The organism is Stenotrophomonas sp. 109824_Sma, from assembly GCF_056480025.1.
The window spans coordinates 1,031,469-1,044,531 of record NZ_CM151078.1; the positions used below are offsets into that span (position 1 = coordinate 1,031,469).

Below are 13,063 nucleotides of genomic sequence, written 5' to 3' on the forward strand. Positions count from 1 at the left end.
GACTTGTGGAGAGCCTTGTTCGTAGTCAAATCGAACGATGGATTCGAATGCATTTACTTTGCTGGATTCGCGATGAAACGGATGGTCGTGCAGCGCGAAAAAGAAAAAAGCACATGCAGGGCATGTGCTTTTTTCGTATCGCTTCAGCGCAGTAATGTCGTCGTGATATCAGCGCTTGACCAGCTCCACGCGACGATTGGCACGACGCCCTTCTTCGGTTGAATTGTCGGCGACCGGTTGGCTCTGGCCGTAGCCTTTGGCCGTCAAGCGATCAGCGGCGACTCCGCTGCCGACAAGACGTGTGCGTACCGACTCCGCACGCGCCTGCGAGAGCGTCTGGTTGTGCGATTGGCTGCCGCTGTTGTCGGTGTGTCCTTCCACGGAAAGACGAAGCTGCGGGTCGGCCTTCAACAGCTGGGTGACCTGTGCGATCTGTGGTTCCGAATCGGGCAGGATCTCGGCGGCGTCGGTTGCGAAGTTCACCTGGATGGACACCTTTCCGCTGCTGTCCAGTGCCTGTTTCAGGGTGTCCGCTTCAATGACCTTGGCCGTGATCTGCACCGGTTTTGTCTCTGCGACGAGCAGGCCGCCGGAGCTTCCACCCGAGCCCAGGTGAATCCAGATATCGCGATCTTCGCGATGGATGACATAGGTTTCTGCGGGTTCGTTGTAGATGTCGCCGATGCCGCCGACATAGGTGGTGGCGGCCTTGCTGTTGCCGATGTCACGCGATGCATCGGCGGGAATGGTGCCGGAGAAAATACGCTTGCCACCCAGGGCCTCGACCAGGCTCTGCACATTGCGGCTGAGCTCAAGTTGCGAGTAAGGGTGATCGCTGCTGCTCTGCAGTACAGACGAATGAACCTTGCCTTCAATCCATTCCACGCGATCACCGGTCCAGAACGGTACGCGATCGAATTCGCTGTCCACGACGTCCTGGCTGGTGTAGCCCTGCGGCAGACCGAGATAGGGGAAGCTGCCGATCGTTGCCTGCGATACGGGCAGCTCGGCAACATTGAAGGCTGCGGCCTTCTGGCTTCCACCCCCGGCCGAGGCAGCCTGCGGTGGTTCGACTGCGGCGCCGGAAGGTGCGGCCGGGGAAGCGCCACCCTCTGCGGGCGCTTCGCCAGCGCGCTTGCAGGCGCCCAGTGCCAGCACCAGGCTGGCGGCCAACAGGCTCGCGCGAACTGCGGACATCGTCGATCCGTGCTTCTGCATCATGAACGCACCTGCTTCATCAATTCGTTGCAGACTTCGTTGGTGGGCTTGTATTGGCCCTTCTTCCAGGCATCGGTGATCTTCTTCTGCGTCTGCGCTTCGGCCGCGTCATAGGCCTGGTCGAAGCCCGCTTCTGAGCCGAATACGGTTTTTGCCTGCGCCTTGTGGCTCGCGCGCAGCTTGGCCGCCTGTTCCGGGGTTGCACCACACGCCAGGGCGTTGCCTGCATGCGTGCCGCCCAATGCGCCGAACTGCGCCGCGCCGCCGCCTTGTGCGACTGCGGTGCCGCTGCCGATCAGCAAGGCGGAGGTGATCACTAGCTTCGTCATGAAATACCGCATGTTGATGTTCCTCATCCGGCCCGTTGGCGGGCATCAATCCCCTGTGGCCCGAGCATAGCAACAGGCAGTGAGTGCCAGCGTGTCGTTGCATCGCGACGGCACGGTCAGTGGTCAGGGCGTGGACAGGAAGGGCGGGGTGTCGCGACGTAGGGCAGATCCTGTGTTGGACGGCCGTCAAACGTGGAAGCGGGGTGGCCGGCCCGGCATCCACGCATGGCGTGGATCTACTGATGGGTCTGACGTCCCTGCATGGCGGAGATCCATTGATGGATCTGGAGCAACAAGCCCCTCTGTTGAGGGGCTGCCCCGACAGGGGCGGGGAGAGGCCGGCAAGGGGAGGGGCCCAAACGTTGCGCAGCAACGTTTGGGGCGAAGCGCACACAGCGCACTTCGCGTCCCCAGCCAGATAACTGAAAAAGGCTGCCCGAAGGCAGCCTTTTTCAGTTATCTGGCGGAGAGAGGAGGATTGTCGGGTGCATCCATGCACCCGATCCCGGTGCGCGCTGCGCCCCGGGACCCGCCTTCGGCGGTCCGGTTCTGCTCCTGCAGAACCGTCGAACCCCGGCAGGGCTTCTCTCGCCCGATGCTCTCCGCCAGCCAAATAAAAAAGCCGCCCAGAGGGCGGCTTCTTCATTTGTCTGGCGGAGAGAGGGGGATTCGAACCCCCGAAGCGCGGTTTAGACGCTTACACACTTTCCAGGCGTGCTCCTTCAACCACTCGGACACCTCTCCGGATCCCTGCCATCGGCAAACGCCTCAGCAGGGGCGCAGATTCTAGCGGGCGGCGCGGCCGGACACAAGCACCCAGTTCCGGGTCGCATCCAGGGGCATTGTTGGCGAGGGGGCTGGACAAGCATGGCACAATGGAACATCCGATGGAAAACGGTGGCCTGATGTCCTATCTCGTCCTTGCCCGCAAGTGGCGTCCGAAGCGTTTTGCCGAGCTGGTGGGCCAGGAACACGTGGTCCGTGCGCTCAGCAACGCGCTGGACAGCGGCCGGGTCCACCACGCGTTCCTGTTCACCGGCACCCGCGGCGTGGGCAAGACCACCATCGCGCGCATCTTCGCCAAGTCGCTGAACTGCGAGCAGGGCACCAGCGCGGATCCGTGCGGCCAGTGCGCGGCCTGCCTGGACATCGACGCCGGCCGCTACATCGACCTGCTGGAAATCGACGCCGCGTCCAACACCGGCGTGGATGACGTGCGCGAGGTGATCGAGAACGCGCAGTACATGCCCTCGCGCGGCAAGTACAAGGTCTACCTGATCGACGAAGTGCACATGCTGTCCAAGGCGGCGTTCAACGCGCTGCTGAAGACGCTGGAAGAACCGCCGGAACATGTGAAGTTCCTGCTGGCCACCACCGATCCGCAGAAGCTGCCGGTCACCGTGCTCAGCCGCTGCCTGCAGTTCAACCTCAAGCGCCTGGATGAAGACCAGATCCAGGGCCAGATGACCCGCATCCTGGCGGCGGAAGAGATCGAGGCCGACGGCAGCGCCATCGTGCAGCTGGCCAAGGCCGCCGATGGCAGCCTGCGCGATGGCCTGTCGCTGCTGGACCAGGCGATCGCCTATGCCGGCGGCGCGCTGCGCGAGGACGTGGTGCGCACCATGCTGGGTACCGTGGACCGCACCCAGGTGGCGGCGATGCTGGATGCGCTGGCCGAGGGCGATGGCCCGCGCCTGCTGCAGGTGGTGGCCGCGCTGGCTGAGTTCTCGCCGGACTGGGGTGGTGTGCTGGAAGCGCTGGCCGAAGGGCTGCACCGCATCCAGGTGCAGCAGCTGGTGCCGGGCGCCGCCGCCGCGGAAGGCCTGGATGTCGCGGCATTCGCCGAGCGCCTGCGCCCGGAAGTGGTGCAGCTCTGGTACCAGATGGCCCTGAATGGCCGCCGCGACCTGCCGCTGGCACCGAGCCCGCGCGCCGGCTTTGAAATGGCGGTGCTGCGCATGCTGGCGTTCCGTCCGGCCGCAGCGGTACCGCCGGTGCCGAAGGCCGTCGACGGTGCGGTGGGCGGCGCGCCGGGCGGCAACGCTGGCGGTGGTGGCGCCGGTACCGGTAGCCACGACACGACGCCGGCCGCTGCCGCCGCTTCGGCCAGCCCGGCCGTGGCGGCGCAGGTCGCCGCGCCGGTGCAGGCTGCGCCGCGAGAACCTGAACCCGAACCCGAGCCGGCCCCGCAACCGGAACCGGATCCGACGCCTGAGCCCAAGCCGGTTCCGGTGGAAGAGCCCGTGTCGCCGCCGCCAGTGAAGGCCGCGGCAGAGACGCCGGCGCCTGCCGTCACTGCAGAGGCAAGCGACGACCTGCCGCCGTGGGCCACTGACGAAGCCGAGGCGCGTGACGAGGCGTTGGCGGCCGAGATGTCCGGCCCGGACGCCGCCATGGTCGCGCCCTGGCACGAACCGCCGGCTCCCGTCGCGGCTCCCAGCGAGCCTGCGCCGCCCGAGCGCCCGTTCCGCGCCGAAGGCATTGCCATTGCGCCGGCCGAACATGCTGAACTGGCCCCGGCGCGTGCTGCCGCGCCGCAGGAAGGTGTCAGCGAGCTGGCCACTGCCGAAGACTGGCTGGATCTGGTCGCCAACAGCGGCCTGAGCGGCCCCTCGCGGCAACTGGCCGCCAATGCCGCGTTCATCAGCTGCCAGCACGGGACCTTGAAACTGGGCCTTTCGCCCGGATTTGAATACCTGCGCTCGGAGCGCGCGCTGGCTGCCCTGGGCGAGATGCTGCAGAAGGCCCTCGGCCAGGCGCCGAAGATCGTGGTCGAGACCGTGGAAACCGAGCACGTTCCGGCCGAGACCCTGCATCAGCGGGCCGACCGCCAGCGTGGCGAGCGGCAGCAGGTGGCAGAGGCTGTTTTCATGGACGACCCGGAAGTGCAGGTGCTGATCCAACAGCACGGCGCACGGGTTGTTTCCGATTCCATCCGTTCTTTTGACGAGTAAGACACTATGCGCGGCAATATCGCCCAACTGATGCAGCAGGCCCAGAAGATGCAGGAAAACCTGCAGAAGGCCCAGGAAGAAATCGCCAAGATCGAAGTGACCGGCAGTGCCGGTGGCGGCATGGTCAGCGTGACCCTGACCGGCGCCAAGGAATGCCGCAAGGTGCGTATCGACCCGTCGCTGGCCAGTGACCCGGAAATGCTGGAAGACCTGATCGCGGCCGCCTTCAACGATGCCTCGAACAAGATCGATGCCGAGTCGAAGTCGAAGATGGGTTCGGCCACCGCCGGCATGCAGCTGCCGCCGGGCATGAAACTGCCGTTCTGATTCGTGGCGGGGCGCCTGTCGCTGCAGGCGCCCGCTGCAACCCTCAGTCGAGCATGGCTCGGCTCTACACGTAGCTGTCGAGCCTGCTCGACGCCATGAAAGCATGAAGCCGTGTCCGCACCCCTGCTTGAACAATTGATCGACGCACTGCGGGTGCTGCCTGGCGTCGGCCAGAAGACCGCACAGCGCATGGCCTACCACCTGCTCGAGCGCGAGCGCGAAGGTGGCCAGCGACTGTCCGAAGCCCTGGCGTTGGCGGTGGAGCGCATCGGCCACTGTGCGCAATGCCGCGACTTCAGCGAAACCGAGCTGTGCCCGACCTGTGCCAACAGCAGCCGCGAGCGCAGCCAGCTGTGCGTGGTCGAATCGCCGGCCGACCGCCTGGCCATCGAGAACGCCACCGGCTTCCGCGGTGTCTACTTCGTGCTGCAGGGCCGGCTGTCGCCGCTCGATGGCATCGGCCCGCGCGAGCTGGGCCTGGAGCAGCTGGAACAACGGCTGGCCGAAGGTGAGGTGCAGGAGCTGATCATCGCCACCAGTGCCACCGTCGAAGGCGAAGCCACCGCGCATTACCTCGCGCAGCTGGCACGCGCGCGCAAGGTGCAGCCCAGCCGGCTGGCGCAGGGCCTGCCGCTCGGCGGCGAGCTTGAATACGTTGACCGCGGCACGCTGTCGCACGCGTTCGGCACACGCAGCGAATTCCGCGACTGAGCGCTGTCCGGGCAGCGCCCGGCGTGTCCGGCCTACAATGCGGAAGACATCCCGCCGAGGCCGACCATGAGCAACGAAACCCTCTTCAGCAAGATCATCCGTCGCGAGATCCCGGCCACCATCGTCTACGAGGACGACGAGGTGCTGGGCTTCAAGGACATCGCACCGCAGGCGCCGGTGCACGTACTGTTCATTCCGAAGAACGAGATCATCCCGACCCTGGACGACCTGCAGCCATCGCAGGCGCACCTGATCGGCAAGCTGGCCCTGGCCGCCGCCGAGTATGCGCGCCGCGAAGGCTTCGCGCAGGATGGCTACCGCATCGTGATGAACTGCCGCGAGCATGCCGGGCAGACCGTGTTCCACATCCACATGCACCTGCTGGCGGGTGCGCCGCTGGGGCATTTCGGTACGCCGGGGCGCTGAGCGCCCGGCATCCATCATTGCCCGCAGTGGATCCACGCGATGCGTGGATGAAAAAAGGCCGCCCGAAGGCGGCCTTTTTCGATCACGCATGGCGGATGGCGATCACCACCAGCCCCAACGGCCGTAACCACCCCAGTACGGGCCATACGGGCCCGGGCCCCACGGGCCATAGGGGTAGGGCACCACATCGACCTGGCGCTGTTCCGGCCACAGGTAGATCACATCGGCCGACAGCTTCGGCAGGCGGTAGTCGTACTCACCGATGCGGGTGTTCTGGTAGCCGTCGATCTTGCCGATGAAGGTCACGTCGCGGCCGGCTTCAAACACGGCCGGGTCGTAGAAACCGGCGCGGCAGGCGATGAAGCGGCCGTCGCTGGCGTCGGACGAGGTAGTGTTCGGGCGGCCGCTGGCGTTGAGCGGGCGCGAGATCATCTGGAAGCAGGTCTCGCCCTGGCCGGGCTTGGTTTCGATGATGCGACCGCCCCAACGGACCGGCGTGCCGACCTGCTGGGTGGCGACCGAGTCGCGCGGGGAGACCAGGCTGAACTGTCCCTGCAGCGGCTTGGGGGCCGTGGCGCAGGCCGACAGGGCCAGCGTGGCCACAGCGGTGAGGAGGAACTTGGTGTTCATGGGGAGGCTCCGGAAGTCGGGCGATGCCTGCGCAGGTCCCGCAATAATGAAGCGAGGTCGGTGCAAGTTCCAGCGTAACGCGCGTCGGCGAAACGCTGGCTGAGTGCCAGCAGGGCGGGGTCGGGGCGCTGGGCGTGTACCCGCCGTGACCAGTCGCATGCTGTCTCGTTGGGTTCGCGGGCCAGGCCAAGGCGTGCATAGCGCTGCCCCAGCCGGTGCCAGGCGCGCAGCAGCGGGTCGCGCTCGCGCTCGCCGCGGGCCAGCAGCCAGGCCATCCACGCCAGTGCCAGCAGCGCCGCGACCACGAAGCCGGCCACCAGCTGTGCCGGCCCGAGATCATCCAGCCCGAACGGCTTCAGCAGCTGCTGCTGGCGGCGTGCGTCGAAGGACAGCACCAGGTCGTTCCAGCCGCGGCGCAGCCAGTCACCCATCTGCCCCAGCTGCAGCCAGCGCTGTTGCAGCGGGGTCTCCGTGCCGGCCTGCAGGCGGTCGTCCAGCGTGTCCAGGATGCGTTCCGGCGCCACGGCCGCAGTCGGGTCGACCCGGACCCAGCCGCGCTGCGGCAGCCAGACTTCGGCCCAGGCGTGGGCATCCATGCGCCGCACCACCCAGTAGTCGCCGATGCGGTTGCGGGTGCCGCCCGCGAAGCCGGTCACCACCCGGGCCGGAATGCCGGCGTTGCGCATCAGCACAACGAAGGCCGAGCTGAAGTGCTGGCAGAAGCCTGCCTTGTAGTTGAACAGGAAATCGTCGACTGGATCGCGCCCGGCCACCGGCGTTTCCAGCGTGTAGGAGAAGTCGCGGGTGATCCATTGCAGCGCACGGCGGACGATGGCCTCGTCATCATTGCCGGCCTCCTGCCGCCATTGCTGTGCCAGTTGGGCGGTGCGCGGATTGAAGCCGGGCGGAAGCTGCAACGCGGCGCGGCGCAGGTAGGGCGACAGATCGGTGTCGAACCGTTGCGGAGGCGCCGAATGCAACCGCCAGCGGCTGAGCGCGGACAGCGTGCGGTCGCTGCGCAGGCTCATGTCGGCATCGAAGCTGCTGCCCTCCGGTGCGCGGCTGGGCAGGTCCAGGGCCACCAGCAGGCGACGGTCGGTGGGCTCGTAGTCGATCTGGTAGTCCCATCCCTGTGCGGCGGCTTCGACCACGGGGGCCGGGCGCCGGGCCGTCGCGCGATCGCGGCTCCAGCGGTGGCCATCGAAGGACGTCAGCACCGGACCGCGCCAGTAGCGCTGTGCGGGCTCGGGCACCGCGCCGAAGAACTGCACGCGCAGCGCCGGGGTGTCGTCGGCCATCAGGTCCAGCCATTGGTCAGGCGCCATGCTGTCAGCCAGGCCGGGTGTACCCACCGCTCGTTCGGGTACGCCCCACAGCGGCGCGGACAAGCGCGGGAACAGCCAGAAGCAGGCCAGAGCCAGCGGCAGGCCGATGCCCAGCAGTCGGCCGACACCACGCAGTTGCCCGCGCAGCGGCAGGCGAGGGCTGTGGCCCTCGTCCTGGGCCAGGCGTTGCAGCGCCAGCAGTGCGGCAACCGCGGCCAGCGCCGCCAGTCCGGTGGTCAGTGGTCCCTGGTCGAGCAGGAAGGCCGCGAACGGCGAGAACAGCGCGAATCCCAGCAGGCTGCGCGCGTCGCGCAGGTTGCGCAGTTCGCTGGATTTGATTGCCAGCATCGCCGCCAGCAGCGCACAACCGGTATCACGGCCCGGCCGCACCATGCCCATCTGCCAGACGATGGTGGCGAGCATGGCCAGCACCAGCAGCAGGCGCACCGGCATCGGCAGCACGCGCCGCCGGGAAAGCGCAGCGGTCAGCACGGCGGCGATCGCGATCACGATGGCCAGCACCGGCGGCAGCTGCAGCAGGAGTGGCAGCAGCGCCAGCGCTGCGCTGGCCAGGGTCCAGCTGCGTGCGTTGCGATCGAGCAGGACGGCAGGCTCAGTCATGGGGCATCAGCGCCAGTGCGCGCAGGCACAGGTGGTGGTGGCTGGCGCCCTGGCCGGGCCCGAACGGTGGATGGGCCGGAAGCTGCAGTGTGTAGCGTCGGCCTTCGCGCTCGGCCATGTCGACCCAGCGTGCCAGCCGCGCGATGCGCGCTTCATGGCCCAGCGGTGCCAGCGCGCGCCAGTCCAGCACCACTTCGATGCCGATCGGTTTTTCGTACTCGCGTACCAGCAGGCTGTCGCGGCGTGCCGAGTGTTTCCAGGCAATGCTGCGCGGGGCGTCGCCGGCACGATAGGGGCGCAGCTGGTGCAGCTCCTCGCCACTGGCGTGGGCGCGGGTGTGCAGTGGATCGCTGCCACTTTCCGGAAGCGGCGGTGCCAGTGCCTCGGCCAGTGGATAGACCAGCAGCGGCTGCTCCGGCCACACCCACGACCATGCCCGCACCAGCCCCAGCGGCTGCGTGCTCGACAGGCGGATGCGGGGCAGTTCCAGCCAGCCGCGGCGCTCGCTGGGGACATCCAGCTCCACTTCGCCGCGGCCGTGTGCAGGCAGTGCGACCCAGGCCTCGCTTGCGCCCAGCTGCAGGTGCAGCCCATGGCGCGCGCGCGGGTCGCGCAGCGACAGGTCCACGCGCAGGCGCAGGGGATGCCCCGCTGGAACCGGTTCGGCGGAGATTGCATCGATCTGTATGCCGGACAGCTGCAGGTGCGCAGCGATGGCGCTGGCGATCGCCGCTGCGGCCAGCAACAGGGCCAGCAGCAGCGCCGGGTTGTTGTTGTAGTTCAATGCGCCCAGCAGCATCGCCGACAGCAGGGTGGCGACGAACAGGCCGAAGCGGGTCGGCAGTACATAGATGCGATGGCGGTCCAGCCGCTGCGGCAAGGCTTCGGGCCTGCGTGGGCGTGCCAGCAGCTGCATGCGTGCCCAGCGTGTGGCCACCTTCAGTCCACCGCGACGGTCTGCAGGATCGCCCGCGCCAGTGCAGGCCCGGAGCTGGATTCGGCCTCCGCCACCAGGCGATGGCCGGCCACCGCCACGAACAGGGTCTGCACGTCTTCGGGGACCACATGCCCGCGGCCGAGCAGCAGCGCATGCGCCTTGGCCGCGCGCAGCAGGGCCAGCCCGGCACGCGGCGACAGGCCCACGCGTACGCCGGCATGCTGGCGGCTGCGGGTCAACAGTGCCTGCACGTAGTCGATCAGCGCGTCGCTGGCATGCACCTGGCCAACCGCTTCACGCAGCGCACGCACCTGGGTGTCGTCCAGCTTCGGCACCGCGCGCGCGATCAGGTCGCGGCGATCACTGCCACGCAGCAGCTCGCGCTCGGCCTGCGCGCTCGGGTAGCCCATCGCCAGCCGCAGCAGGAAACGATCCAGCTGCGAATCCGGCAACGGGAAGGTGCCGGACAGATCGACCGGGTTCTGCGTGGCGATCACGAAGAACGGGTCGGGCAGCGGATGCGTCTGTCCATCCAGGGTGACCTGCTGCTCGGCCATCGCTTCCAGCAACGCGCTCTGCGTGCGCGGTGGCGCGCGGTTGATCTCATCGGCCAGCAGCACATGGGTGAACACCGGGCCGGGGTGGAACTGGAACTGGCGGCTGCCGGCCTCGTACACCGACACGCCGAGCACATCGGCCGGCAACAGGTCGGAGGTGAACTGCACGCGCTGGAAGCTGAGGCCGAGGCTGCTGGCCAGTGCATGCGCCAGCGTGGTCTTGCCCAGGCCGGGCAGATCCTCGATGAGCAGGTGGCCGCCGGAAAGCAGGGCGACAAAGGCCAGCCTGACTTCCGGCACCTTGCCCAGCACCAGTGCGTTCACCTGATCCTGTGCCTCCCGCAGGGCCTGGCGCAGTTGATCGGTTAGCATGCTGGGATTGGGGGACGAGGCTGGCATGATCGTCTCAGGTCTGGAATCCATTCGATTATCCATAGAGCAATGCAAGGCGAACAGCGCGCGCGGACAATATTTCTCTGGTTATGGACGCTGATCACAGCGGCCAAGCTGGTGGTGGCTGCGCGCCTGCCGCTGTTCGTCGATGAGGCGTTCTATTGGCAGGAAGGCCAGCACCTGGCCGCTGCCTATTCCGACCTGCCAGGGCTGACGGCGTGGCTTGCACGCCTGGGCGTGGAGATCGGTGGCCATCATGTGCTGGCATTGCGCCTGCCGTTCCTGGCCATCGGTGCGCTGCTGCCATTGCTGGTAGTGCGCATCGCCACACGCTGGTTTGGCAACGTCGCAGGGTGGCAGGCGGGCAGCCTGACCCTGCTGATGCCGCTGTCGGCTACGCTGGGCCTGCTGGCCGTGCCGGATGTGCCGATGGCACTGGCCGCAGTGATCTGCCTGCATGCAGGTGCGCGCCTGCTGCACAACGTAGATGCGTCGTCGGCGATGAAGCTGGCGCTGGGCCTGCTGATCGGTGCGCTCAGCCACTACCGTTTCATCGGTGTCATCGGTGTCGGCTTCATTGCGCTGCTGGCGCTGCCGCAGGGCCGCCGCATGCTGGCCGACCCGCGCGTGTGGGTGGCGCTGGCGGTGGGTGTACTGGCCTGGCTGCCGTTGCTGGCCTGGAATGCGGACAACCATGATGCCGGCCTGAAGTTCCAGGTGGTCGAGCGCCACCCGTGGACGTTCGAATGGGACGGACTGTGGTTCCTGGTGATCCAGCCGATGCTGGTGACGCCGATCCTGTGCATCGCGATGTGGAAGGTCGCCCTGGCGGGTACCCGCAGCGGTGGTGGTGCGCGGGTGCAGTGGCGCTATTTCGGCCTGGTGGGCGGCGTGTCGACGCTGGGCATCTTCCTGCTGGGCTTCTTCACCGATGTCGAGCGGATCAGTTTCCACTGGCCATTGCCGGGCTACCTGGCGCTGCTGGTGGCCGTGCCGGTGGTCCTCAATGGCTGGCCGCGCTGGCTGCGCCGTACCGGCTGGTGGCTGGCGGCTGCAGGCACCGTGCTGGCCTTCGGCTACTACCTGATGGCGTCCACGCCGGCGCTGCGCGAGCAGATGGCCGGCAGCAAGTACTACCCGCGCAACTTTGCCGGCTGGCAGCCGCTGGCCGTGGCGGTGCGTGACGAACTGCGGCAGATGCCGCCGGGCACGCGTGTGCTGGCGGGCAACTTCAAGGTCGGTGCCGAACTGGGCTTCCAGCTGGGCAACGGTGATATCGAGGTGTTGCCACATCCGCTCAACGACAAGCATGGGCGGACCGCACAGCTGGCGCAGTGGGACCTGCTGCACGAAGGCCCGCGCAGTACGCCGATGCTGCTGGTGCTGTCACCCAGCGACCAGCGCTACCGCGATCTGCTGGCGCGCTATCACGCCATCTGCGAGCAGGTGGGGCCGCTGCCGGCGCCACGCGTGGTCAACAGCGATCATGGTTTCCAGCGCTTCCTGCTGTTCCGGCTGCCGGTGCAGCACGCGCAGGGGCCCTGCGTGACGCCGGCGATGGCCTGGCTGGATGCGCCGTCCAACGGTGAGAAGGTCTCCGGAACGCTCGCCATCAAGGGCTGGGCGTTCAAGGATGGCGTCGGATTGGCGCGCATCGAAGTGCTGGTCGATGGCCGTTCGATCGGTGATGCGCGCTACGGGCGCGTGTTCGACATCCGCCAGGCCTGGCCGGACAGCACCGATCCGCAGCATCCGGCGGTGGGCTTCGACGCATCGCTGGATACCACCACGCTGGCGCCTGGGCGGCATTGGCTTGGCCTGCGCCTGCACGGGCGCGACGGCAGTGTGGAGGCGTGGCAGGAGCAGCCGTTCGAGGTTCGTTGAGGCTTCTGCTTTCGTAGCGTCGAGCCATGCTCGACTGTCTTTGGAGAAGCAGTCGAGCATGGCTCGACGCTACAGTTCAGGGCACCTCGAACCCCGCCTGGCGCAGCAGGCCGCACAGCGCGATCAGTGGCAGGCCGACCAGCGCGGTCGGGTCGCGGTTGTCGATTGCCTCGAACAGGCTGATGCCCAGGCCCTCGCACTTGAAGCTGCCGGCGCAGTCCAGGGGCCGCTCGGCGGCGACGTAGCGGGCGATTTCCTGCGGGTCCAGCACGCGGAAGCGCACTTCGGTCAGATCCAGGGCGGCGAGGGATTCTCCATCCCGCCTGAGACTGATCGCCGTGTGAAAGCGCACCGTCTGCCCGGACATCGCCGCCAGCTGCGCACAGGCCGCCTCGAACGTGCCCGGCTTGCCCAGCGGCTGGCCGTTCAGATCGGCCACCTGGTCCGAGCCGATCACCCAGGCGCCGGGGTAGCGGGCGGCCACCTCGGCGGACTTGGCGGCGGCCAGGCGCGTGGCCAGGGCCAGCGGAGCTTCCCCATTCAGGGGAGTCTCATCCACGTCCGGGCGTGCGCAGTCGAAGGGCAGGCCCAGCCGTTCCAGCAGTTCACGACGGTAGCGGGAGGTGGAGGCCAGGACCAGTGACATGTGACAATACCGGGGCAGGGCGCGGCAGTCTGGCCCCTCCACGGCGGCAGCGGCAAGTCCTGTAGGGCGGGCATTTGACAGCGGGCGGCGCGATCCTTAGTATTC

The 13,063-nt window shown here is 67.6% G+C and carries 12 protein-coding genes and 1 tRNA gene; 5 read left to right on the plus strand and 8 right to left on the minus strand.

Features of this window, described 5'->3' with window-relative positions; all coding sequences use genetic code 11:
- Positions 1-168: 168 nt before the first annotated feature.
- From ACZK1G_RS04765 to ACZK1G_RS04775, 3 genes are all read right to left on the minus strand, one after another.
- On the minus strand, positions 169-1,158 hold the full coding sequence (locus ACZK1G_RS04765) for an OmpA family protein (protein WP_233490838.1): 990 nt from the start codon (positions 1,156-1,158) through the stop codon (positions 169-171).
- 59 nt (positions 1,159-1,217) lie between these two features.
- Complete coding sequence (locus tag ACZK1G_RS04770) at positions 1,218-1,559, minus strand: hypothetical protein (RefSeq protein WP_158297980.1); 342 nt, start codon at positions 1,557-1,559, stop codon at positions 1,218-1,220.
- Positions 1,560-2,198: 639 nt separating this feature from the next.
- Positions 2,199-2,291: transfer RNA gene (locus tag ACZK1G_RS04775), tRNA-Ser, on the minus strand.
- A 143-nt stretch (positions 2,292-2,434) separates the two neighbouring features.
- Between ACZK1G_RS04775 and dnaX the strand changes: the two genes are divergently transcribed.
- From dnaX to ACZK1G_RS04795, 4 genes are all read left to right on the plus strand, one after another.
- Positions 2,435-4,501: a DNA polymerase III subunit gamma/tau gene (gene dnaX / locus ACZK1G_RS04780; RefSeq protein ID WP_101765026.1), complete on the plus strand. Its 2,067-nt coding sequence runs from the start codon at positions 2,435-2,437 to the stop codon at positions 4,499-4,501.
- A 6-nt stretch (positions 4,502-4,507) separates the two neighbouring features.
- Positions 4,508-4,828 (plus strand): YbaB/EbfC family nucleoid-associated protein, encoded by a 321-nt coding sequence (locus ACZK1G_RS04785; RefSeq protein ID WP_004154630.1) that lies wholly within the window; start codon positions 4,508-4,510, stop codon positions 4,826-4,828.
- Positions 4,829-4,939: 111 nt separating this feature from the next.
- Positions 4,940-5,539 carry a recombination mediator RecR gene (recR, locus tag ACZK1G_RS04790; protein ID WP_049443379.1) on the plus strand — a complete coding sequence of 200 codons (600 nt, stop codon included), beginning with the start codon at positions 4,940-4,942 and terminating at the stop codon, positions 5,537-5,539.
- 66 nt (positions 5,540-5,605) lie between these two features.
- Positions 5,606-5,965, plus strand: coding sequence for a histidine triad nucleotide-binding protein (locus ACZK1G_RS04795; RefSeq protein WP_014036181.1), 360 nt, complete (start codon positions 5,606-5,608; stop codon positions 5,963-5,965).
- 102 nt (positions 5,966-6,067) lie between these two features.
- Here the strand turns inward: ACZK1G_RS04795 and ACZK1G_RS04800 are convergent, their stop codons facing one another.
- The 4 genes from ACZK1G_RS04800 to ACZK1G_RS04815 are packed head-to-tail and all read right to left on the minus strand — an operon-like array spanning position 6,068 to position 10,434.
- Positions 6,068-6,595 carry a Slp family lipoprotein gene (locus ACZK1G_RS04800; RefSeq protein WP_014036182.1) on the minus strand — a complete coding sequence of 176 codons (528 nt, stop codon included), beginning with the start codon at positions 6,593-6,595 and terminating at the stop codon, positions 6,068-6,070.
- Positions 6,592-8,541, minus strand: a complete 1,950-nt coding sequence (locus ACZK1G_RS04805) for a transglutaminase TgpA family protein (RefSeq protein ID WP_101765027.1) — start codon at positions 8,539-8,541, stop codon at positions 6,592-6,594. The genes ACZK1G_RS04800 and ACZK1G_RS04805 overlap by 4 nt, the downstream gene beginning before the upstream one ends.
- Positions 8,534-9,457 carry a DUF58 domain-containing protein gene (locus ACZK1G_RS04810; protein ID WP_049443428.1) on the minus strand — a complete coding sequence of 308 codons (924 nt, stop codon included), beginning with the start codon at positions 9,455-9,457 and terminating at the stop codon, positions 8,534-8,536. The genes ACZK1G_RS04805 and ACZK1G_RS04810 overlap by 8 nt, the downstream gene beginning before the upstream one ends.
- A 23-nt stretch (positions 9,458-9,480) precedes the next feature.
- The gene (locus ACZK1G_RS04815; protein ID WP_014036185.1) at positions 9,481-10,434 is read right to left on the minus strand and encodes an AAA family ATPase; all 954 of its coding nucleotides are present in this window, start codon (positions 10,432-10,434) and stop codon (positions 9,481-9,483) included.
- Between the two features lie 42 nt (positions 10,435-10,476).
- Between ACZK1G_RS04815 and ACZK1G_RS04820 the strand changes: the two genes are divergently transcribed.
- Positions 10,477-12,312 carry a glycosyltransferase family 39 protein gene (locus tag ACZK1G_RS04820; RefSeq protein WP_049443382.1) on the plus strand — a complete coding sequence of 612 codons (1,836 nt, stop codon included), beginning with the start codon at positions 10,477-10,479 and terminating at the stop codon, positions 12,310-12,312.
- Positions 12,313-12,388: 76 nt separating this feature from the next.
- On the opposite strand, the gene ACZK1G_RS04825 is transcribed toward ACZK1G_RS04820, so the two are convergent.
- Positions 12,389-12,958 (minus strand): Maf family protein, encoded by a 570-nt coding sequence (locus tag ACZK1G_RS04825; protein ID WP_049443383.1) that lies wholly within the window; start codon positions 12,956-12,958, stop codon positions 12,389-12,391.
- Between the last annotated feature and the right edge of the window lie 105 nt (positions 12,959-13,063).